The organism is Salinivibrio sp. SS3 (genome assembly GCF_001722105.1).
GTDB classification, from domain to species: Bacteria; Pseudomonadota; Gammaproteobacteria; order Enterobacterales; family Vibrionaceae; genus Salinivibrio; species Salinivibrio kushneri.
In genome coordinates this window covers 35825-58251 of the sequence record NZ_MEBQ01000023.1, presented here as the reverse complement: position 1 = coordinate 58251, position 22427 = coordinate 35825, and the positions used below count along the sequence as shown (strand labels likewise).

General features: G+C 49.4%; 23 protein-coding genes. 17 read left to right on the top strand and 6 right to left on the bottom strand.

Annotated elements, in window-relative coordinates; genetic code table 11:
- The first annotated feature begins 10 nt into the window (after positions 1 to 10).
- From ccoO to ttcA, 10 genes are all read left to right on the top strand, one after another.
- The gene (gene ccoO / locus BGL48_RS09505) at positions 11 to 625 is read left to right on the top strand and encodes a cytochrome-c oxidase, cbb3-type subunit II (RefSeq protein ID WP_021023209.1); all 615 of its coding nucleotides are present in this window, start codon (positions 11 to 13) and stop codon (positions 623 to 625) included.
- Positions 626 to 635: 10 nt separating this feature from the next.
- Positions 636 to 812: a cbb3-type cytochrome oxidase subunit 3 gene (locus tag BGL48_RS09500; RefSeq protein ID WP_021023208.1), complete on the top strand. Its 177-nt coding sequence runs from the start codon at positions 636 to 638 to the stop codon at positions 810 to 812.
- Positions 812 to 1792: a cytochrome-c oxidase, cbb3-type subunit III gene (gene ccoP, locus BGL48_RS09495; RefSeq protein ID WP_069362407.1), complete on the top strand. Its 981-nt coding sequence runs from the start codon at positions 812 to 814 to the stop codon at positions 1790 to 1792. The genes BGL48_RS09500 and ccoP overlap by 1 nt, the downstream gene beginning before the upstream one ends.
- 65 nt (positions 1793 to 1857) lie before the next feature.
- Positions 1858 to 2343 carry a FixH family protein gene (locus BGL48_RS09490; RefSeq protein ID WP_069362406.1) on the top strand — a complete coding sequence of 162 codons (486 nt, stop codon included), beginning with the start codon at positions 1858 to 1860 and terminating at the stop codon, positions 2341 to 2343.
- Positions 2344 to 2345: 2 nt separating this feature from the next.
- On the top strand, positions 2346 to 4724 hold the full coding sequence (locus BGL48_RS09485) for a heavy metal translocating P-type ATPase (protein ID WP_069362405.1): 2379 nt from the start codon (positions 2346 to 2348) through the stop codon (positions 4722 to 4724).
- 4 nt (positions 4725 to 4728) lie between these two features.
- Positions 4729 to 4944 carry a cbb3-type cytochrome oxidase assembly protein CcoS gene (ccoS, locus tag BGL48_RS09480; RefSeq protein WP_046073235.1) on the top strand — a complete coding sequence of 72 codons (216 nt, stop codon included), beginning with the start codon at positions 4729 to 4731 and terminating at the stop codon, positions 4942 to 4944.
- A complete protein-coding gene (locus tag BGL48_RS09475) occupies positions 4931 to 5605 on the top strand; it encodes a sulfite exporter TauE/SafE family protein (RefSeq protein WP_069362404.1) in 675 nt (224 codons plus the stop codon). Before ccoS ends, BGL48_RS09475 begins: the two co-directional genes overlap by 14 nt.
- A 65-nt stretch (positions 5606 to 5670) precedes the next feature.
- On the top strand, positions 5671 to 6420 hold the full coding sequence (locus BGL48_RS09470; RefSeq protein ID WP_069362403.1) for an FNR family transcription factor: 750 nt from the start codon (positions 5671 to 5673) through the stop codon (positions 6418 to 6420).
- A gap of 145 nt (positions 6421 to 6565) precedes the next feature.
- A complete protein-coding gene (gene uspE, locus BGL48_RS09465; RefSeq protein WP_069362402.1) occupies positions 6566 to 7513 on the top strand; it encodes a universal stress protein UspE in 948 nt (315 codons plus the stop codon).
- Positions 7514 to 7658: 145 nt separating this feature from the next.
- Positions 7659 to 8588, top strand: a complete 930-nt coding sequence (ttcA, locus tag BGL48_RS09460; RefSeq protein ID WP_069362401.1) for a tRNA 2-thiocytidine(32) synthetase TtcA — start codon at positions 7659 to 7661, stop codon at positions 8586 to 8588.
- A gap of 155 nt (positions 8589 to 8743) precedes the next feature.
- Here the strand turns inward: ttcA and BGL48_RS09455 are convergent, their stop codons facing one another.
- Both BGL48_RS09455 and BGL48_RS09450 read right to left on the bottom strand, forming a co-directional pair.
- Positions 8744 to 9394, bottom strand: coding sequence for a DUF2987 domain-containing protein (locus BGL48_RS09455; RefSeq protein ID WP_069362400.1), 651 nt, complete (start codon positions 9392 to 9394; stop codon positions 8744 to 8746).
- 30 nt (positions 9395 to 9424) lie between these two features.
- On the bottom strand, positions 9425 to 10252 hold the full coding sequence (locus BGL48_RS09450; protein WP_069362399.1) for a hypothetical protein: 828 nt from the start codon (positions 10250 to 10252) through the stop codon (positions 9425 to 9427).
- 271 nt (positions 10253 to 10523) lie between these two features.
- Between BGL48_RS09450 and potA the strand changes: the two genes are divergently transcribed.
- Genes potA through potC form a run of 3 tightly spaced genes read left to right on the top strand, consistent with a single transcriptional unit; the run spans position 10524 to position 13244 of the window.
- On the top strand, positions 10524 to 11639 hold the full coding sequence (gene potA / locus BGL48_RS09445) for a spermidine/putrescine ABC transporter ATP-binding protein PotA (RefSeq protein ID WP_069362398.1): 1116 nt from the start codon (positions 10524 to 10526) through the stop codon (positions 11637 to 11639).
- Positions 11626 to 12477 carry a spermidine/putrescine ABC transporter permease PotB gene (gene potB, locus BGL48_RS09440; RefSeq protein WP_069362397.1) on the top strand — a complete coding sequence of 284 codons (852 nt, stop codon included), beginning with the start codon at positions 11626 to 11628 and terminating at the stop codon, positions 12475 to 12477. The genes potA and potB overlap by 14 nt, the downstream gene beginning before the upstream one ends.
- Positions 12474 to 13244, top strand: coding sequence for a spermidine/putrescine ABC transporter permease PotC (gene potC, locus BGL48_RS09435; RefSeq protein WP_069362396.1), 771 nt, complete (start codon positions 12474 to 12476; stop codon positions 13242 to 13244). Before potB ends, potC begins: the two co-directional genes overlap by 4 nt.
- A 58-nt stretch (positions 13245 to 13302) precedes the next feature.
- Here potC and cobB read toward each other — a convergent pair whose 3' ends face one another.
- Positions 13303 to 14019 carry a Sir2 family NAD+-dependent deacetylase gene (cobB, locus tag BGL48_RS09430; protein WP_069362395.1) on the bottom strand — a complete coding sequence of 239 codons (717 nt, stop codon included), beginning with the start codon at positions 14017 to 14019 and terminating at the stop codon, positions 13303 to 13305.
- A gap of 189 nt (positions 14020 to 14208) precedes the next feature.
- On the opposite strand from cobB, the gene BGL48_RS09425 reads away from it, so the two are divergent.
- Positions 14209 to 14928, top strand: coding sequence for a DUF3581 family protein (locus BGL48_RS09425; protein ID WP_069362554.1), 720 nt, complete (start codon positions 14209 to 14211; stop codon positions 14926 to 14928).
- Positions 14929 to 14995: 67 nt separating this feature from the next.
- Positions 14996 to 15820, top strand: coding sequence for an HDOD domain-containing protein (locus BGL48_RS09420; protein ID WP_069362394.1), 825 nt, complete (start codon positions 14996 to 14998; stop codon positions 15818 to 15820).
- A gap of 55 nt (positions 15821 to 15875) precedes the next feature.
- Here the strand turns inward: BGL48_RS09420 and BGL48_RS09415 are convergent, their stop codons facing one another.
- On the bottom strand, positions 15876 to 16778 hold the full coding sequence (locus BGL48_RS09415; protein ID WP_069362393.1) for a LysR family transcriptional regulator: 903 nt from the start codon (positions 16776 to 16778) through the stop codon (positions 15876 to 15878).
- Between the two features lie 177 nt (positions 16779 to 16955).
- Here BGL48_RS09415 and BGL48_RS09410 point away from each other — a divergent pair, with 177 nt between their 5' ends.
- The gene (locus BGL48_RS09410) at positions 16956 to 18647 is read left to right on the top strand and encodes an L-lactate permease (RefSeq protein ID WP_069362392.1); all 1692 of its coding nucleotides are present in this window, start codon (positions 16956 to 16958) and stop codon (positions 18645 to 18647) included.
- A gap of 103 nt (positions 18648 to 18750) precedes the next feature.
- Positions 18751 to 20541, top strand: coding sequence for a D-lactate dehydrogenase (dld, locus tag BGL48_RS09405; RefSeq protein ID WP_069362391.1), 1791 nt, complete (start codon positions 18751 to 18753; stop codon positions 20539 to 20541).
- A gap of 40 nt (positions 20542 to 20581) precedes the next feature.
- Here dld and BGL48_RS09400 read toward each other — a convergent pair whose 3' ends face one another.
- Entirely contained in the window at positions 20582 to 21439 is an 858-nt protein-coding gene (locus tag BGL48_RS09400; protein ID WP_069362390.1) for a DNA ligase, read from the bottom strand.
- A gap of 173 nt (positions 21440 to 21612) precedes the next feature.
- Positions 21613 to 22248, bottom strand: coding sequence for a murein L,D-transpeptidase catalytic domain family protein (locus BGL48_RS09395; RefSeq protein WP_069362389.1), 636 nt, complete (start codon positions 22246 to 22248; stop codon positions 21613 to 21615).
- Positions 22249 to 22427: the final 179 nt, after the last annotated feature.

Sequence of the window (22427 nt, the reverse complement as noted above, 5' to 3'; positions counted from 1 at the left end):
GGACGATTAAATGAGTTCAAATCGCCACGAGATAGTAGAAAAAAATACAGGCTTGCTCGCGATTTTAATTATCGTTGCAATCAGTTTTGGTGCGCTGGTGGAGATAACACCACTGATTTACCAAAAGCAAACCACTGAACCGGTAGATAACCTTCGCCCGTATACGGCCTTAGAGATGGAAGGACGCGATATTTATGTGCGTGAAGGATGTACTGTTTGCCATAGTCAAATGGTGCGCCCTTTCCGGGCCGAAACCGAGCGTTATGGCCACTACGGCGTTGCAGGCGAAAGCGTGTGGGAGCATCCTTTCTTATGGGGCTCTAAACGTACAGGTCCTGACCTATCTCGTGTTGGGGATCGGTATTCTGACGAATGGCACCGCGTTCACTTGATTAACCCTCGCGACGTAGTACCTGAATCGAATATGCCAGGCTTCCCTTGGTTAGCAGAAAACAAGCTAGATGGGGAAACAACGGCCGCGAAGCTGAAGTTATTCCGTGACCAATTCGGTGTGCCATACACTGATGAGGACATCGCGAATGCGAAGGCATCAGTTGAAGGGAAAACAGAGATCGAAGCACTGATTGCATATCTTCAGTCACTCGGTCACGCAATGAAGCAATAAAGGAGGGCCTATGGATATCGGTACCTTTCATAGTATCTGGACAGTGGTCATATTTGTGAGCTTCATTGGAATCGTGGTGTGGGCTTATAGCAAGCGTCAAAAGAAAAGCTTTGACGAAGCGGCCAACCTGATCTTCGCCGATGAAGAGCAGGATAAGTCCGATCATAAGACAGGAGATAATCGCTAATGAGTACGTTTTGGAGTATCTTCGTAACAGTCATCGTACTCGGCACGATTGCTGGCTGTGCTGCTCTTATCATTTGGACAACCAAAGATAAAATGGGCGTCGCAGAGGGCGATGACATGGGTCACGACTACGATGGTATTCGTGAACTCAATAATCCACTACCTCGGTGGTGGTCATATATGTTCTGGGCCACATTAGTATTCAGTTTGGGATATCTGATTCTCTACCCGGGATTAGGTAATTTCACTGGTCTACTGGGCTGGAAAAGCTCTTACCAAGATGTCCACAGTGTCGAGGAGTCGCGTGAGTTAATGGCAAAAGCGCAAGAAGCGCAGCACATTAACCAATATGCGATGGAGCTCGAGGCAGCTGACAAGGTGTTTGGTGAAGCGTTCCGCAAACTCGCCTACCAAGAAGATGGCAAATCATTGCGTCCGATTACTCAAATCGCGCGTAATGAAGAAGCTTTGAAAGTGGGTCAACGTTTGTTTAGCCAAAACTGTGCGGCCTGCCATGGGTCGGATGCGCGCGGTCAGGCTGGTTTCCCGAATCTCACCGACGACGCGTGGTTGTATGGCGGTGAGCCTGAAACCATTAAAGCCACCCTTCTCCATGGCCGAAAAGGCAACATGCCGGCTTGGTTGGACACCATGGGTGAAGAAGGCGTGAAAGAAGTCACTGCTTATGCACTGAGCTTGTCAGGTCGTAAAGTGGATCCGCAAATGGCTGCCAAGGGTAAATCTCGCTTTGTTGTATGTGCCGCATGTCACGGCACGGATGGCAAAGGTAACCCTGCCTTTGGTGCGCCGGATTTAACTGACAATGTCTGGCTATATGGTGGCTCTCGTCGTGCCGTCGAGCAAACCATTCGTGGTGGTCGTCAAGGCGTGATGCCCGCATGGGAAGCTCACCTTGGCGAAGAAAAAATCCAGATACTCTCTGCCTATGTATGGCGTTTGAGTAATCCTGAAGTAGAATAGAGACTTACGTATAAACTGGCCCCTGCTTGCAGGGGCTTCCTAATGCTCATCCCAAGGAGCTTCAGATGATAACCCCCTGGTACAAGCAGTTTTGGCCTTGGTTCCTTATCGCCCTACCAGCGACTGTCGTCGTCGCGAGTCTATCTACCTTTGCGTTATTTCAAAAAAATGCGGTTTCTCTTGTTGCGGAAGACTATTACAAGAAAGGAAAAGCCATTAACCTTGATTTATCGAAGTTGAAAGTCGCAGACCAACTTGGTATTTCAGCGCAACTGTCAGCGACTGAAGACGCAATTGCCATCGCACTTGATAAAGGGCAACTTGACACATTTCCGACGCTGAAAGTTCACATACAACATCGTACCTTAGAGCGTAAGGACGTGAATGTCATGGTAAACCCAAATCAAGCTGGTATTTATCATATCGATTTGGCCGAGCCTATGTTAGGCCCTTGGTTTATAGAACTGGCGTCGTTTGACAAACAGTGGAAGGTCAACGGTCGTATTAATTTCCCTCTCTCGAATACCCTGACGTTAAGCGGTAAACAATAACCATGACGACTCCCTGTTATCACTGTGGTGATCCTGTTTTAACAGGCGACACCTTCCAAGTCGTGATCTTCGATAAACCCCGCCTTATGTGTTGCCCTGGCTGCCAAGCCGTGGCAACCACGATCGTAGACAGTGGTTTGAGTTCTTATTATCAGTATCGTACAGAGAACGCCGATAAGGCCGACCTCGTCCCCGAAGAGCTCAAATCACTGACGCTATACGATAATCAAGATGTACAACAAGAGTTTGTCCGCGATGTGGCAGACCAAAAAGAGGTGACGTTGTCACTTGACGGTGTCTCTTGCGCTGCGTGTGCGTGGCTGATTGAAAAGCAGTTACAACGCACAACAGGCGTCACACATATTCAGGTCAACACCACTACTAACCGCGCCCAGGTGCGTTGGGATGAGAGTGAAACTTCCCTGAGTACAATACTCACACGCATTCATCACCTAGGTTATAAAGCGGCACCTTTTGAGGCTGACAGACAAGAGCAACAATACCATCGCAACATGAAGCAGTACTTATACCGATTGGGGATTGCTGGCTTGGCCACCATGCAGGTCATGATGTTAGCCGTGGCGATGTACTTCGAAGTGTTTGGCGATATGGACGAAACCTTTCGGAATTACTTCCGTTGGATAAGTTTAATCTTCGCGACGCCTGTCTTGCTTTACTCTGCGTTGCCCTTTTATACCAATGCTTGGCGGAACCTTAAGGCACGCACACTGGGAATGGATGTCCCCGTTTCTATTGCCCTGTTATTTGCCTACTTCTCAAGCCTGTACGCGACTGTCACTGGAAAGGGCGAAGTCTTTTTTGAATCGGTGGCAATGTTTACCTTCTTCTTATTGCTCGGGCGTTTTCTGGAAATGCGCGCACGCCGCACGGCTGCAGCAGCCAGCGCCAACTTGTTAAAACTGGTTCCCAAAATGGCGCGCCGTCTTAACGGTGAAGCCGTGCCAGCTAACAGTCTGAAAGTAGGCGATAACATTCGCGTATTGCCCGGGGAGCCCTTTCCTGCCGATGGAAAAATATTGTCTGGCACGACGTCCGTCGATGAAGCCATGCTGACAGGCGAGTCACTACCACAAACTAAGCGACTGGGTGATGCCGTTTATGCCGGCACCATGAATGTGGAAGGGAATGTCGATATTTGTGTGACGAGTAATCACAAAGAGTCTCTCGTGGCTCATATTGTGCGTTTGCAAGATGAAGCTCAAATGGCAAAACCCAAGGTGGCGGTGCTGGCAGACCATATCGCGCGTTACTTTGTCGCCGCCATCTTAATTATTTCCGCATCGACTTGGCTCTATTGGCATTTTGTTCAACCTGAGGATGCCTTTTGGATCATGCTATCCGTGCTTGTTGCCACCTGCCCTTGCGCATTGTCACTCGCCACACCCACGGCCCTTACTTGCTCAACATCGACCTTTGGCCAGCTCGGTATCATGTTACGCCGAGGCCACGTTTTGGAAACCTTAACCAAGGTGAATCGATTGGTGGTTGATAAAACAGGTACACTGACCGAGGGTGAGGTGAAAATTGATTCAGTCCACGTGTTTGCTGCTGACATTAGCGAACAATCGGCCTTGAACATTGCGGCCAGCTTAGAAGGGTTTGCCAATCATCCTATCGCCAACGCGTTCCAATCAAAAGCGACTGAGTCTCTGACAGTCAAAGCGGCGGACAACCATATTGGTCAAGGGGTAAGCGGCGAGATCAATGGCCAGCATTGGCGTATTGGCAAGGCGGCGTTTGCTCTATCCTCGCCTAAAACTCACTATGATTCCTATCCCGTCGTGCTCAGTTGCGAGGGGCAAGCGGTGGCCGCGTTTTCACTGACCGATCCGATTCGTCCCAGTAGCGCACGCTTGATAGCCGCATTTAAACAAGCTGGGATCCAAACCACCATGCTAACCGGTGATCAATCGCGAAATGTTGAACAGGTCTCTAACCAGCTCGGCATTGATTCTGTGATTTCAGGGGTATCTCCTCAAGGAAAATTGGCGTACCTTCAAAGCCTTGATGATGATACCGTGACCCTGATGGTGGGTGATGGCGTCAATGATGCCCCCGTTTTAGCCGGTGCCCACTTGTCGGTTGCGATGGGAGGAGGCACTGATATCGCTAAATCGTCCGCCGATATGGTGTTGCTGAGTGACGATTTGGAAAAACTACTGACCGCCAGGCAGCTTGCCCAGCAAACTCGCCGTATTATCCGCGAAAACTTAATTTGGGCTTTAGGCTACAACATCACCATTCTGCCTTTGGCGGTTATGGGCTATGTCGCCCCTTACATTGCGGTGGTAGGTATGTCAGCAAGCTCAATCATTGTCGTGTCTAACTCGCTGCGCCTACTTAACAAAAAAGAGGATTAGCGTTATGGCTAGTTTGTATATTTTGATCCCCATCGCCATTATGCTGGTTTGCGTGGCGGCCGTCGTGTTTATCTGGGCCGTCAAATCCGATCAATTCGAGGATCTAGAACGACAAGGCTCTTCGATCCTTTTTGATGAAGAAGAACCGGAGAAAGACGCCGGATCACAATCAAGCCAACCAACCGAACCTCACGCGTCGACGCAAGATGACAAACATTGATTTTATTGGTGCCCTCGTCATTGGCTTGTTGGGGGCGGGCCACTGCCTAGGGATGTGTGGTGGGGTCGCAGCGGCTATGTCGCTTGGCATTCCGCCACAAAAAGCCAAGTGGCCGTATCTTGTCTTGTATAACTTGGGGCGTATCAGCTCGTATACCCTTGCCGGCGCAATGATTGGTGGTACCGTGGCTTCATTGCTTGCTTTGTCTGATTTAACACAGCATCTTGCGGTATTGCGGCTGTTTGCGGCCATTATGATGTTGCTATTGGCAGCCTATATGGCTCAAGTATGGAATGGCCTTAGCTATATTGAACGGCTGGGTAGCAAACTCTGGCGATTTATTTCTCCGCTAACGTCCAAGCTAATGCCACTGCGTTCGCCATTATATGCCTATCCTTTTGGCCTTGTGTGGGGCTGGCTCCCCTGTGGGCTCGTTTACTCCGCGCTGAGTTGGGCCGCCGTTGCTGGCAGCGCATCCGGGGGCGGCCTTGTGATGCTTGGGTTTGGATTAGGGACGCTACCGGCGATGTTAACCGTTGGTGCCCTTGCCGAGCGGATAAAGCCCATTCTTAACAACCACGCACTGCGTTTGGTATGTGCCACAATGTTGGCGCTTTATGGTTTTTATACGGCTTACTCCGCCCTCAAACTCCTGATATAAGGTCGACCTGGCACACAATCATGGTGTAATATGTATATTGACGTTTATCAATTTTAGGCAGGTGTATGGTGTCTAATAAGATCATCACTCGGCGGGTTCAGTCAGGCGGCTGCGCAATTCATTGTCAAGATTGCAGCATTAGCCAACTGTGTATCCCTTATACGTTAAATGAGCAAGAGTTGGATCAACTGGATAGCATCATTGAGCGAAAAAAACCTATTCAGAAAGGCCAAGAGTTGTTCAAAGCCGGTGATAGTCTACGAGCGCTATATGCGATTCGTTCAGGTACAGTTAAGACCTACACAATCACAGAACAAGGGGATGAGCAGATAACTGCCTTCCACCTTGCCGGCGATTTGGTAGGCTTTGATGCTATTAACGATAGTGAGCACCCGAGCTTTGCTCAAGCGCTAGAAACGTCAATGATTTGTGAGATCCCCTATGACACGCTTGATGACCTCTCTGGGAAGGTGCCTAAGCTTCGCCAGCAAATCATGCGACTAATGAGCAATGAGATAAAAGGCGATCAGGATATGATTTTGCTTTTATCGAAGAAAACGGCTGAAGAACGCTTGGCCGCTTTCCTCTATAGCCTCTCGAAGCGCTTTTCTCAGCGTGGGTTCTCTCCGCGTGAGTTCCGCCTTACTATGACACGAGGTGATATTGGTAACTACCTTGGCCTGACCGTTGAAACGATCAGTCGTTTATTAGGTCGCTTCCAAAAGTCAGAAATCTTGGCGGTCAAAGGGAAATATATCACGGTTCTAGACTTAGAAGAGCTTGCTCGTCTTGCGGATGAAGAATGCGTTGTTTAGCAGACAGAAGTAAATAAGTTGTTAATAAATGGCGCTTTATGCGCCATTTCTCTTTTTTGCTCTATGGTAAGCAATTTCTTTCGCGTGAACGGGCGAAGTAGGTTAAAGTGAAATTAACCGATGCATCTGTGCAAAGGAGGCAGATATGTCTAGGTACACGAACCTGCTCGTCGTCATTGATCCTTCCCAAGAACAACAGCCTGCACTTTCGCGTGCGGTCACGCTTAGCCAGCGAAGTGATGCAAAGGTTAAGCTCACCCTCTTTCTTGCTATTTATGATTTCTCTTACGAAATGACATCCATGCTCTCATCGGATGAGCGGCAAGCGATGCGCCAAGGTGTGATGCACCAACGTGAAGAGTGGATGAATGAGATTATTCAAACGCATCAAGCTCAAGAATGTGAAATCGAAAAAGTCGTGGTGTGGCATAATCGTCCTTACGAGGCGATCGTTGAACGCGTGCTGAGCCACCACCACGATTTGGTGGTTAAAGCAACACACCAGCACGACACACTAGGCTCGGTCATATTTACACCCACCGATTGGCACTTGTTACGCAAATGCCCAAGTTCAGTATTATTAGTTAAAGACCATGGTTGGCCGGATAAAGGCAAGATCGTTGCCTCTGTGCATGTGGCATCTGAAACCGAAACCCACGCTGAGCTCAACGACAAATTAGTCGATGAGGGGAATATCATGAGTGCTATGCTAGGGGCTGAGTTGCACCTGGCTAATGCCTACCCCGCCACCCCGGTGAATATTACTATCGAGCTGCCTGACTTTGATCCGACATCCTATACCGATGCGGTGAGAGGTCATCATCTCACCGCCATGAAAGCCTTGCGTCAGCGCCATCATATCGAAGAAACACGCACGCATGTCCAAGAAGGGTTGCCGGAAGATGTTATCCCCAACATTGCCCGAGAGTTGGATGCGGAGCTTGTTATTCTCGGTACCACAGGACGCACTGGCTTATCCGCGGTGTTCATTGGCAATACCGCAGAGCACATGATTGATCAACTCGACTGTGACTTACTTGCCATTAAACCTGATGGCTACATTAGCCCACTCGATCCTCGCGCTAACGATTAACCTTTCTCATTCCTTCATACAGCAGGCAGTGGCATTCACTGCCTGCGGGTGACTGGCATTTGTGGTCAAAATCCGTATCATACCCGCCATTCATGCACACTGGCAGTGTAATGCGTTTACCTTGCCTGACAACGCGATAGTACTTATGAGCACCGAAGAGCTGAGCAAAGCACAAAAATACGGATTTAATAAACTGCAAAAGCGCATTCGTCGCAACACCGGACAAGCGATTGCCGACTTTAATATGATTGAAGACGGCGATCGCATCATGGTTTGTTTATCAGGCGGCAAAGACAGCTATACCTTGCTTGATATGCTGCAAAGCCTGCAAAAGAGCGCGCCAGTTTCATTCCAACTCATTGTGGTCAATTTAGATCAAAAGCAACCTGGGTTTCCTGAGCACATTTTGCCAGCGTATTTAGAGGGCTTGGGCGTCGAGTACAAAATTGTTGAAGAAGACACTTACTCTATCGTCAAAGAGAAAGTGCCTGAGGGCAAGACAACCTGTTCCCTATGCTCGCGACTTCGCCGCGGTATCTTATATCGCACAGCGAAAGAGCTGGGGGCGACCAAAATTGCATTAGGTCACCATCGAGACGACATATTAGAGACCTTGCTCTTAAACATGTTCTACGGCGGCAAGATGAAAGGCATGCCACCGAAGCTCGTCTCTGATAACGGCGAACATGTGGTGATCCGTCCACTGGCCTATTGCCGAGAAAAAGACATTGAGCGTTACTCAGAGCAAAAGGCTTTCCCGATCATTCCGTGTAACCTTTGTGGCTCACAGCCCAACCTACAACGCCAAGTGATCAAAGATATGCTCCGAGATTGGGACAAGCGGTATCCAGGCCGTATTGAGACGATGTTCCGAGCCATGCAAAATATCGTCCCTTCCCATATGGCCGATATCGAGCTGTTTGATTTTAAATCCGTCGCAGCGGGGATGGCGTTTGAGGGAGACGGCGATACTGCATTCGATAAAGAAAACTTTACCGATCCGGCGCCCGTTTCAGAAAGCCCTGTGGAAGTTGACCCCAATTTATCACTCGACGTGGTCAATGTCGGCACATAGTGTTTGAAGCATGACAGAATCATAGTTGGCGCTAAATGGCCTGCTAATAAAAACGCCCAATTCAGACAGTGGGCGTTTTTTGTCGTTTCAATCTTCTACATCATAGTGCGCATTGTATCTTTGAAGCTCAGTACAGACTTGAAGCCTCTACCCGTTTATCCGTTTTTAGGCAACCAAGGCGACACTTTGATGGGGGCATCTGGCAGCGTTAACGTGGTGCTATCGCCAAGACGATTAACATCGATAATGGCTTGGTGAGCATCGATGGGATATTTATTCCCCTCACTGCTGGTCACCGCGCCGGTCACCGAGGGCGCAAAATGCAGAACCACGCCCTGTGCCTTAGGCATAAACCAAGACGCAAACATCCCGCCTAAGTTTTCCATCATGGTGTCCATCTGAGGCAACCAGCCCTGGATCTGCTGGCTAGTTAATTGCTTTCCTACGGGCTTATCCACCAACACTTGGAACGAGATATCACAGTTTCGATCGGCGGGCGTTTCAACAAAAACATCCGGATTCACTTTGCGGAGCTGGTTATCAAGAGGAAGCGGTAACGCTTGAGAGGCTGGGATATCAAACGCTTCATAATGTTCTTCCTTGCTCATCCATGCGCGAGAAATCGGACAAACCTCTCCCGACTCGGCGGAGACCATAAAGTACGCCACGCCAATATCAGGGTGCCCTTCCTCTACGTTATGTTTAAGCTGAGTAAATAGCTTGCTGTAGCTAAAGCGGTATGTATCGGCACTGGCCGGGACACTCACCATTCCCAGCATAACCAGTACACTGGCTAGTTTTTTCATCGGAACTCCAGTTGCAGGCTTAAAGCGGAATTAGGCGTCAAAGGTGTCTTGGTCAGGTGACGACGAGTTAGTCGTACTATGTGACGCCCCTTCTTTATTCTCATTTTGTGACACTGTCACCTCGACACCAACGCCAAACATTTCTCGGTAAATCACACCTTTAACGTTGAAGAGAAAGGGTAACGCCCAAACCAAGGCAAAGCCAGCAGTGGCAAAAGAAATGAGAAATAGCACGCCTACAACCGCATAGATGGTTGCCATTTGGAACAATTTCTTGTTTACCGCTCGAAAGGATACGGTAAGTGCTTTAACTGGCGTGAGACGCTTTTCACAAATCAATAACGGCGACATGGAAAATGCCATCGCAACATACAGGCTCAGCAATGGAAAAATCATACTCGCCACACTTTGCAGTGTCGCTGACAGGCAGATCACCACCGTCACTGGCAACGCAAATACCAACCCTTTTAGCAAGTGGCGTGGTTTAGAACGAAACCCTATAGCGTGACTCAAGCCCATTAAGCTCGCCCCCGCATATAATGGCGCAATCAGAACCTCAGAAGTAAAATTCGCCAACCACACAGATGAAATCATATCTGTGGTCAGCTCACGTTGACCGACCAATGCCTCAAATAAATGCGACGGTGCCCCCAACAACAAGGTCAGCATCAGCATTAAAATACCTATTTGAGCCGCGAATAGGCACAAGGTGGCGGGCAAAAACGACCAGAAGTGCTTGAAGGTCTGAGAGAAGGCTTCTTTGATTATCTCAAATGGATCGAGCCGGTAGCGACCGTTTAGCGCCGTTTCTACCGACCCACCGATATGTAAAGCATTATTGTATTCTTGTTGACTCATAATCGTTATCTATCATGACTAATGCACCCAGTATATCTGACTGTAACCCATAGCCAAAAACCATTCTGACAAATAAGGAAAAATAACCAGATTGGCTTTGCGTAGATAATGGTCTGGTTTAGGCTGGATACCTTAATGGACAACAGAGACACAAGTGCCAACACGCGCGAAAAACTGCTTTAACTTCGATTGCCACGCGTCTATTATGCGCCGTCTGTTTTATGGGTACGAATGTACAAGACAATTTGCCAGGTAGAGAGAGAACGAACCATTGAAGCACGCAAATGTATCTCACAAACCGGTTGTCGAGCTCGCGTCACTAACCAAAAGTTTCGACGGCAAAGAAATCATCTCCCGTTTCAACCTAACGGTCAATAACGGAGAATTCCTAACTATCCTTGGCCCTTCAGGCTGTGGCAAAACAACAGTGCTCCGTTTGATTGCGGGGCTGGAAGATGCCGACAGTGGCGCTGTCGTTATCGATGGTAAAGATGTCACTAACCTGCCAGCAGAAAAACGCAATGTAAACACTGTCTTTCAAAGCTATGCCCTTTTCCCACACATGACAGTGTTTGAAAACGTCGCTTTTGGCCTACGCATGCAGGGCGTGGATCATCACCAGATTGAACCTCGAGTGATGGAAGCGCTGCGAATGGTACAACTTGACCATTATGCCTCTCGTAAACCTCATCAATTGTCTGGCGGACAGCAGCAACGTATCGCAATCGCACGTGCCGTGGTGAATAAACCGAGCGTGCTCTTGCTGGATGAATCCCTTTCTGCACTCGATTACAAACTGCGCAAACAAATGCAGATGGAGCTGAAACAGCTGCAGCGCAAGCTTGGGATTACCTTTATCTTCGTCACCCACGACCAAGAAGAAGCCCTCTCGATGTCAGATCGTATTATCGTTATGCGTGATGGCGAAATCGAGCAAGACGGCTCACCGCGTGAGATTTATGAAGAGCCTAAGAATTTATTCGTGGCACGCTTTATTGGCGAAATCAATGTGTTTGATGCCACTGTCATCAAACACATTGATGACAAGCGTATTTGGGCCCGGGTTGAATCTCGTGAGTGTGAGGTTTATTGCAAGCTCGATGTGCATCCGGGTGACGCGATCAAGGTATTGCTTCGCCCTGAAGACATCCGCTTAGAAGAAATTCATGGCAATGCCGAACCCAATGGTATTGTGGGCTACGTACGCGAGCGAAATTACAAGGGCATGACCCTCGACTCGGTACTCGAGTTGCCATCAGGGCAAACCGTGATGGTGAGCGAGTTCTTTAATGAAGACGATCCTGACGTTGATCACTCCATCGATCAGAAAGTCGCTCTGACCTGGGTAGAAAGCTGGGAGGTGGTATTGGCCGATGAAAAAGCTTAATCTGCAAACCGCCATCGTAGGCTTGGTCGTGGGTTGGTTGCTGGTCTTTGTTTTTTTACCCAACCTAATGATTATCGCGACCAGCTTTTTAACCCGCGATGACGCTGATCTCATCGAGATGACCTTTACGCTGAGCAATTATGCAAAACTGCTCGATCCGCTTTATGCCAAAGTGGTCTGGCACTCTTTCTACATGGCGGCCTTGGCGACCCTGATTTGCCTACTAATTGGCTATCCATTCGCGTTTATTATCGCCAAAATGCCGAAAAGCACACGACCTTTGATGCTATTTTTAGTGATTGTCCCCTTTTGGACCAACTCTTTGATCCGCACGTACGGGCTAAAAATCTTTCTTGGCACTCGAGGGCTGCTCAATGAAAGTATGATGTGGCTTGGCTTAATAGAACGCCCCGTTCGTATCATGTATACCGAATATGCGGTGATGGTGGGCCTTGTCTATATTTTGCTGCCATTTATGATCCTGCCCTTGTATTCGAGCATCGAGAAACTCGATCGTAGCTACTTGGAGGCGGCGCGTGATTTAGGTGCCAATAAACTCCAATGCTTTTTGCGGGTGATCCTGCCACTGACCACACCCGGCATTATTGCCGGCAGCTTGCTCGTGATTCTCCCTGCGCTAGGCATGTTCTACGTCTCGGATTTGCTCGGAGGCGCAAAAAACCTACTGATTGGTAACGTGATTAAAAGTCAGATTTTGAACGTTCGCGATTGGCCGTTTGGCTCAGCGGCCAGTATTTCTCTGACAGTGTTAATGGGGCTGTTGCTGTTTGCGTATTGGCGTGTGGGTAAGTGGATGAATCGCAAGGAGGCATTATGAACCGGTGGCTTAGAAACAGCTTTCTCTCCTTGGTTTACGCCTTTCTCTACATCCCTATCCTGGTTCTGATCGTTAACTCGTTCAATGCCAGCAAATTCGGCATGAGTTGGAAAGGCTTTACCTGGGAGTGGTATGGGCAGCTGATCAATAATCATAGCCTGATGCAAGCGGCGGGTAACTCATTAACCATTGCGGTCTTTTCTGCTAGTGCTGCCGCCATTATTGGTAGCTTGACTGCCGTCGCCCTCTTTCGCTACCGCTTTCGTGGCAAACAATTTGTCAATGGCATGCTCTTTGTGGTGATGATGTCCCCGGACATTGTGATGGCTATTTCGTTATTGGCGCTATTTGTGTTGATGGGCGCACAACTGGGCTTTTTGACCCTACTGCTTTCTCATATCACCTTCTGCTTACCATTCGTAGTGGTCACTGTTTATAGCCGCTTAAATGGCTTTGACGTTAAAATGCTTGAAGCGGCGCGTGATTTAGGCGCGAGCGAATGGGTGATCCTTAGCAAGATTATTTTGCCACTGGCGGCACCGGCGGTCGGTGCCGGTTGGCTACTAAGTTTTACCCTTTCGCTGGACGACGTCATCGTTAGCTCGTTTGTGACAGGGCCAAGCTATGAAATTTTGCCATTAAAGATCTATTCGATGGTAAAAGTGGGCGTGTCACCAGAAGTGAATGCGCTTGCCACCATCATGCTGTTGGTGTCATTGGTGTTGGTTATGTGCTCGCAGTGGCTCGCGAAAGACAGGTTAAAGTAACCCGTGCGCTAGGGCTGCTATTCCACCAGCAGCCCTTTTCTATCTGTATCCTCTTGCGTTACTGCTCCAGTGCCAGAATTTCGTCCACCAGCTCAGGCACGAGTGTGCTCGCCTTCCCGTAACGCCGCTCATTAAATTCACTTTCCACGGCGCTGGGCTCCAAGTTTATTTCAATAGTGTGCGCACCATGCATTGCCGCTTCGTGCACAAACCCTGCCGCGGGATACACCGCCCCAGAGGTGCCAATAGAAATAAACAAATCCGCTTGATTAAGGGCATCATGAATTTTCCCCATTCCCAGAGGCATTTCTCCGAACCACACCACGTGTGGTCTCAGCGGAGCGGGCATCTGGCAACAATGGCAGTGATCGGACACCTGAATATCGCCGGTCCAATCGATGGTTTGCTGCGAGTGGCTACAACGCGCCTTTAACAGCTCACCGTGCATATGAATGATATTGTGCGTGCCGGCGCGCTCGTGAAGATTATCAATGTTTTGGGTCACAACCAGCACACTGGCCTCGGTTTCCTGCTCTAGGCGTGCCAGTGCCTCATGGGCCGGATTGGGGATGATCTCTCCTTGTAACTGGCGCCGACGATCATTATAAAACTGTTGAACAAGGGTCGGGTTTCTCTCAAAGCCCTCAGGCGTTGCAACGTCTTCAATATGATGCTCTTCCCAAAGGCCATCTTGATCTCGAAAGGTTCTAATCCCTGACTCTGCAGATATGCCCGCGCCTGTCAAAACTACGATGTGTCGATAAGGGAATGCCATACGCCGTTCCTATGCAAGTGACCTGTTTATTTATTTTATAACACTCTCACGCTTACCATTGAAGTAGTAAGGGTTTAGACCTTAGTCGTTGACTCTAATCACAAAAAGATAATGCAACGACTGGCTAGACCAATGCCGCGCTTCGCTTGGGTTACAATGTCGGCTTATTTCTCGCATCTGTTATCCATTATGAAATTAGAACATTATTACACTGAGCAAGATGGCAAACTGATTTTTACTCGCCAGCAAGCAAGTGACTTTGCTAAACGTATCGCCGGCGACTTTAACCCGATTCATGACACAGACGCTTCACGGTTCTGTGTGCCCGGGGATTTGCTGCTTTCTATCTTATTGGCCAAAACAGGGATCAGCGAGCAAATCGAGATTCAGTTCAATGGCATGATCAGTGCCAACACGCCCTTGTCGATTATCGAAACAGACGATGGCGTTACCGTCGTCGACGATAATCAAAAGCTTTATCTCACCATGACACGCCATGGACAAACGCGTCACGATAAAGCATTAGCAACAGAGATCGCCGAGCACTACGTGCAGTTTTCCGGTAAGAACTTCCCGCATATCATGGTGCCGCTAATGCGGGAGCAACAAATGATGATTAACACTGAACGTCCACTCGTCATGTACGAGAAAATGAGCTTGGCGTTTGATGATCTCTCAATCAACTCTGCCGATGTCGCTTTATCGGATTCGGTGATGCAAGTGAGCGGCAAACGCGGAAAAGTCGATCTTGCCTTTGATTTTATTGTCAATGGGCAGCGTGTGGGACATGGATGCAAAACCATGGTGGCCAGTGGTTTGCGCCCCTACTGCGAAGAGGCCATTCAAAACCTGGTAGACCGATTTAATGCCAGAAAACAGGCTTACTGCGCCACCCCCGCCACAGAGTAATTTTCTTCCCTAAAGCCTTTGGCTCTGATCTATAGTTAAATCAGAGCCAACGCTGAAGGAAGTTGTTATGGAATCCAGTCGCTTAGTCGAGCTTATCGATCGTCTCCCCAAGATCCCCAAAGTCGTGCAAGAGTTGATTGAGTTGGTCAACAGCCATGACGCTGAGCTTAATCAAATCGCCGAAAAAATCGCCTACGACCAGGTCATCTCCGCGCGTGTGCTTCGCTTGTCTAATTCAGCCTATTTTGGTCGCGCCCGAAACGTGGGCTCTGTCAACGAGGCGGTTATCCGGCTTGGTTTGGGCCCTGTTAGAACCCTGGTGGTGTCTAGCGCACTGATGAGTGCTTTTGACGTCGATGACGAAGTGGATATGGATGCCTTTTGGCAACACACGTTCGAAATTGCAACCTTGAGTAAAGCCCTGGCACATGCATTAAGAATGGACGGTAACGAGGCATTCACTGCAGGGATGCTCCATAATCTCGGTGAGTTGCTGATCATGACCACCGCTTACGACAAGTTAGACCGCATTAATCTCCATATGGAAGCGGGTAAGCCCAAGCAAGAGGCACAGCAGCTTATTTTGGGGATCACCAGCGCCGAGTTAGGTGGCGAGCTTGCACAAACTTGGAATTTCCCTCAAGGGCTAAGCGATGCGATTCGTTATCAGTTTTCTCCCGTACACGATGAGCAGTTTTCGCCATTGGCGGGCATACTTCGCTTAGCCAATAAAATCGACGTCGCTTGGGGGGAGTTTGTTACCACCGACTCCAAGCTCGATTGGCTCGAACAGCAGCTCGAGTACAACATTCTCGGTTTGCCTAAAACCGTGGTCGCGAATATCGACGATGTCATTGGCTCAGGGCGTGAAATGGCCAAAATGCTTAAATAGCGCTTCTAACAGCTATCGCATGGGCTCAATCTATGAGCCCACGGCGCGCTGCTTCCTAAAAGCAATGCTGAATGGCAAGGTATTTATTGCGGATGTGCTCTATCAGCAAACGCACTTTTTTAGGCGGCTGGCGAGTGAATGGATATACCGCATAAATCCCGAGCTTTTTGCCTACTTGGTCAGGAAAAAGATCAACCAATACGCCCTGCATCAAGTCGTCATAGACTAAACACCGCGGTACATACGCGATGCCATGACCACTTAGCGCGCCTTGTCGCAAGGCGATGGGGTTGTCGGTCGAAAAATTACCGGCCACTTTAATGACTTGGTTTTTGTGCTCGCCTTTAAACTCCCAGTCACTGGCCCCCGTGGTTTGGTAGGCATATTGCAAGCAATTATGTTGTTTTAACTCAATCGGATGTTGCGGCCGGCCATGACGCGCAATATAGCTGGGTGCCGCACACACTACCCATTGTGAGTCGATAATATGGCGTGCAATTAAGCTAGAGTCCTCGAGGTAACCGGTGCGGATAACCAAATCAAAGCCTTCATCAATTAAATCAACAAAGCGATTGTCCAGCGACATATCAATGTTAAGGCCCGGATATTGCCCACAAAACGCTGCCACCGCTTCAGCGAGTAATAGCTCGCCAGAAATGGTCGGCACTGAAATTTTAATCTGGCCGGTTATTGACTCCCCGAGCCCTGCGACCGCATCAAAGGCCTCATCAGCGGCCTGCTTCACATTTTTTGCACCTTGATACAAGGTACGCCCGGCATCGGTCAGTGTCAGTTTGCGCGTGGTGCGATACAAAAGCTGCACACCTAAGCCTTCTTCGAGTTTTTTAATCCGCTTGCTAACTACGGAATTTGTCAGCGAATTTATTTCCGCTACCTTGCTAAAAGAGCCACATTCGGCGACTTGAGCAAAGAGGACGAGATCATCTGTTTTCGGCATATTATGTCAATTATGGAAGTAATTATTTTCATTATTTCCATATATCAGAAAAATGCAAACGCGTAATGTCACATACGGTTAACATCGAGTCACCGAGCTGTCAGCAAAATAACAACACATCGGTGACTTGTTTATTCAACGTGATTCAACGGAAGAGACACCTAATAAGGAACACCTATGACAGATACCCTATACGCCCTCATCGCGTTTTCACCCATCGTGGTCGCGGCGATCTTACTGGTCGGCTTGAATTGGCCAGCTAAAAAGGCGATGCCCGTTGCCTTTATCATGACAGTCTTAATCGCACTCTTCCAGTGGCAGATGAGTGCTGCACGTGTGTCGGCCTCCATCGCACAAGGCTTGATCATTACGGCAGCCGTCCTTTGGATCGTGTTTGGTGCCATCCTTTTGCTCAACACTTTAAAACACACCGGCGCGATTACTGTAATACGTAACGGCTTTACCAACATCTCCGATGACAGACGCATTCAGGCCATCATCATTGCATGGTGCTTTGGATCTTTCATCGAGGGCGCATCAGGTTTCGGTACGCCCGCCGCCATTGCCGCGCCGTTGTTGGTCGCCATCGGCTTCCCTGCTCTCGCCGCAGTTGTCGTCGGTATGATGATCCAATCGACGCCGGTCTCCTTTGGTGCGGTCGGCACGCCTATTATTGTGGGCGTCAACAAAGGGTTAGACAGCCATGCGATTGGGCAAACGCTCACCGCTAATGGCAGTGATTGGGCGACCTACCTGCAATCTATTACCACGCAAGTATCCTTTATTCACGCGGTGATTGGCACACTGATGCCTTTGCTAATGGCAATGATGTTGACCCGCTTTTTCGGCAAGAATAAGAGCTGGAAAGAAGGCTTAGAGGTGGCGCCGTTTGCGATTTTCGCCGGGTTAGCCTTCACCGTTCCTTATGCCCTCACCGGCTGGTTGTTAGGACCTGAATTCCCTTCATTACTCGGTGGTCTGGCAGGGATCGTGTTGGTCACAACTGCCGCACGTAAAGGCTTTTTAGTCCCGAAAAATCAGTGGGATTTTGATGATGAGTCGACCTGGCCGAGCCATTGGTTAGGCTCGCTGAAAATGGATCTCAAGGTTCAAGAAAAACCGATGAGCATGGCCATGGCCTGGACGCCCTATGTGTTGTTGGCGGTTTTCTTGGTGATCAGCCGCGTCAGCCCGACGGTCAAAACGGCACTGACCGATGTCAGCCTTGGTTTCTCCGCGTTGTTTGGTGAAACTGGGGTCAACGCTGCCATTCAGCCGCTTTATCTGCCAGGCGGCATCCTTGCGTTCGTGGCTTTGTTAGCCGTGTTGCTTCAGGCGCGTCAATTGTCGCCGCTGTTAACCGCGGCGCGTGAATCGAGTAAAACATTAATTGGTGCCGGGTTTGTGTTGGTGTTTACCATCCCTATGGTACGTATTTTTATTAACTCAGGCGTGAATGGTGCCGATTTGGTGAGTATGCCGGTCATGACCGCACGCTTTGCGGCCGATTTAGTGGGAGATGGCTTCCCAGCGTTGAGCGCCACCATTGGCGCATTGGGCGCTTTTATTGCAGGCTCCAATACGGTGTCCAATATGATGTTTAGCCAGTTTCAGTTTGAAGTGGCACAAACCTTAGGCGCATCGACCGTAGTGGTGATTGCCCTGCAAGCCGTCGGTGCGGCAGCCGGCAATATGATCGCTATCCATAACGTGGTCGCCGCATCCGCGACGGTCGGCTTACTCGGCCGTGAGGGCGTGACCCTGCGTAAAACCGTCTTACCCACGCTTTATTACCTGATTGCCGCCGCTGTCATCGGCATTGTCTTGGTCAATGTGTTGCAGTTTGCCGATGTCCTCTCCGGGGCGTAATCTTACATGTTATTGGCCGAGCCACCTCTCGGCCTTTCTCTCCACAAGCGGGCCAGCTAGGCTGACCCCAGCCTTTGTCGTAACGTAAAGGAAAGGAACGCTTATGAACACCCCATCACGTTTGTCGTCATCACAGCAACAAGCATTTATTTCCACCTTAACCGACATCGTAGGCAAGAATAACTTACTCACTGAGACAAACCAGACCCAGCATTATCGGACTGGCTTTCGCTCGGGAGGTGGTCCTGCGCTCGCCGTTATTTTTCCCACCTCTTTAGTGATGCAATGGCGGGTGCTCCAAGCCTGTGTCGACGCGGATGTGGTGATGATCATGCAAGCCGCGAATACGGGCTTAACCGAAGGCTCAACCCCCAAAGGCAGCGACTACGATCGTGATGTGGTAATAATCAACACCACACGCTTAGACGGATTACAGCTTATCGATAACGGTAAGCAGGTACTGAGTTTTCCCGGCACAACATTGCATCAGCTAGAGCAGACGCTCAGGCCTCTTAAGCGCGCGCCGCATTCGGTCATCGGTTCGTCGTGCATTGGCGCATCGATTGTTGGTGGTGTGGCCAATAATTCCGGTGGTGCATTGGTTAAACGCGGCCCGGCTTATACCGAATATTCATTATTTGCACAGTTAAATGAGGATGGTGAGCTAACGCTGGTGAATCATTTAGGCATTGCCCTGGGTGATGACCCAGAAACCATTCTTTCGCGCGTTGAGCGTGGTGATTACACACCCCGTGATATCACCTATGACGCGCGTAAAGCGTCTGCAGATGACTACGAGCAAATCTTGCGTGATGTCGATGCTGACAGCCCCGCGCGCTATAACGCCGACAAACACCGCTTACATGAAGTGAGCGGCTGTGCAGGGAAACTGGCTGTCTTTGCCGTGCGCCTTGATACCTACCCGATCCCTGAACGTGAGCAAGTCTTTTACATTGGCACTAACAACCCAGATGTGCTCAATACATTGCGCCGCCGTGTGCTTACCGAGCTTTCACACTTGCCTGAAGTGGCGGAATATATGCACCGTGACGCCTTTGATATCGCTGAGCGTTACGGAAAAGATGTGTTTTTAGCGATTGGTCGACTGGGCACGGATTCAATCTCGAAAATGTTTGCCTTGAAAGCAAAAATAACAAATTGGTTAGATAAGGTGCCGTTACTGCCTAACGCATTACCCGATAAAGTGATGCAATATGCCAGTCAGCTTTTTCCGCAGCACTTACCCAAACGTATGCTCGCGTTTCGCGATAGGTTTGAGCACCACCTAATATTCAAAGCCTCAGAGGAAGGAATCGAGGAGGCTTCGGCGTTTTTAAGCCGTTTTTTTGCCGAACACGCAGACAGTGATTACTTTGCCTGCAGTGAGGATGAAGCGAAAAAAGCCATGCTTCACCGCTTTGCCGCGGCCGGTGCGGCGATTCGCTACCACACCATGCACAGTCGCGATGTGGAAGACATTCTCGCGTTAGATATAGCCCTTAAGCGCAACGAGACCGAGTGGGAAGAACACCTACCCGTCGAGATAGAACAAGAGATGGTGGCCAAGCTTTATTATGGGCACTTTTTCTGCCACGTCTTCCATCAAGACTATGTGGTGAGAAAAGGCGCGGATGTGTCAGCGATTAAGGCGAAAATGCTGGCGCTACTCAACGAACGCGGCGCCAAATACCCAGCCGAGCATAATGTGGGACACCTTTATGCCGCGGAGCCGGATTTGGCTAATTTCTATCACCAGTTAGATCCTACCAACAGTTTTAACCCTGGGATTGGAAAGACCGGGAAGAAAAAATACAGTGTTGATTGCCAGTGCTTAGACCACCAACTGCGCCCTCGCGCAAGTCAGGACTCGTCACCCGCCACGCACGAGCACTAAATGGACCCACAACCCCGCCAACCGTTTGGCGGGTTCTTTTTTAACGCGTTGGTTTCTCGTGAATAAAACGCGCAAAGCGTGGGATGCCTTTTTGAGTGACACCGTTGTGGCGTACCAAGATAGTACTACCAATCTGTGGTGGATCAGCCCGTTGCGCATCACTAAAGCCCGATCCCACGCTAAACTCGGTGCCGTCAGCCAGGCGTACTACCAGAGAGCCCATCAAGCCTTGTAACCGCCCTTTTCCCGGATTCACTCCTACCACAGTCACTTCTTTTTCTTGGTAGGTTTTCAACTTAACGACGCTGTCTACGCGCTGCCCCACATACACACTATCAGGATGATGCAGCATCAAGCCTTCACCGCCCGATTCATCAATAGCAGAAAGCTGTGCCTCGAGTTCATCATTGTCAGTCACCGGCGTTTGCTTTACCAAGGCTAAGAACGGCGATGCGCTATTTGTGACTATCTTTTTCAGTGCTGCATAGCGAGCAAAAAAAGGGCCGGGTTGATCCGGTAAATCAAACGCATAAAAACGAACGCTCTGCCACGCGTCAGGATCCGGTTTATCGTCCAACACGGTACGCAACACGGTTTGAAACCCACCTCTTCCGGCCCATAGCTCACCATCTAAAGGCGTGGTTGGCAGCGATTGAATCAATCTATCCGGTGCGTGAATGAGATTTCCTTGTCGCGTTAAGAGTTGCGTGCCGGTCCAATAGGCGCGGATCCCATCCAGTTTTTCACTGACCCAATAGCCACGATAGTCGTGTTCGGCAATCTGTCCGTCAATACCATGCATCAGCGCTGGTGCAGACGGTGCAGCATCAACATCACTGGTGGGAAACAGGGTAAATGCGGAGAGTAAGCACAAAGTAAAAGGATTTAGGCGTGCCATGGCATTCCTCCTTAGTGGTAAGGAGCATACGCTAGCGCGATAAAAGGCGTATCAACATGCCTTTATTTTTTCGTGGTAGAGAATTAGCGTTCACCGTGAACAATGCGCAGGTGTTACATCACCCACCGTGAAATAACTCGTGAAACCTCGTCTAATACGACGTCTTCGTACCATTAAGCTTGGCTGGTAAACGCATAGATAAAGGTGCCGTTTTTGATCGCATCAATCACGCGGGCCGATAAATAGCTAGGTAACGCCGGACAGCCCCAGCTTCGGCCTAATTGGCCGCTTTGTTTAATCACCTTAGGGTGCGCATAATCGGCACCGTGGATCACAATCGCCCTTGCGCGCGCATTATCGTTTAATCCCTTGGAAAGGCCATCTAAACGCAGTGAGTAGCCGTGCTTACCATGATAGGTTTCCGCCGCACGATAGACCCCCAATGATGTTTGCAAGGAATTAATCTGATTCGAAAAACGCTTTGCGTAAAGGGAGCCACTGTTTTTGCCGTGTGACACGTAGGAACGAAATAACACTTGACGCTTTTTCACATTGATCACCCAAAATCGCTTTTCTGACGAAGGCTTGCCATAGTCAATTAGCGTCATTACAGGTTTGCGGCTACGGTTATGGGCAAAGTGGCGATACGCATCTGCGAAGGCCTGGTATGACACCTCCCCAGCGAGATTGAGAGATTGGTACAACCCACTGACCTCATCTTTAAAACTGGCCCAAACCGAGGTTGGCATGCTGATCGCCAATACATACAAAACGACCCGATACCAAGGGGCCACACCTGCTTGTTTCATTTTTTGCTCCTTTCTTGCCACGGCAACACGAACTACCGAGCGGTCTGTCGTTCGTATTGACAAAAACAAAAACCGTGCCATATGACACGGTTTTGATTACTTATTGATATTTATATAAATTATTTCACGTCGACACTTTGCCCGTCTTCATCTAATCCGCAGCGGCATAAGCTTGCCGG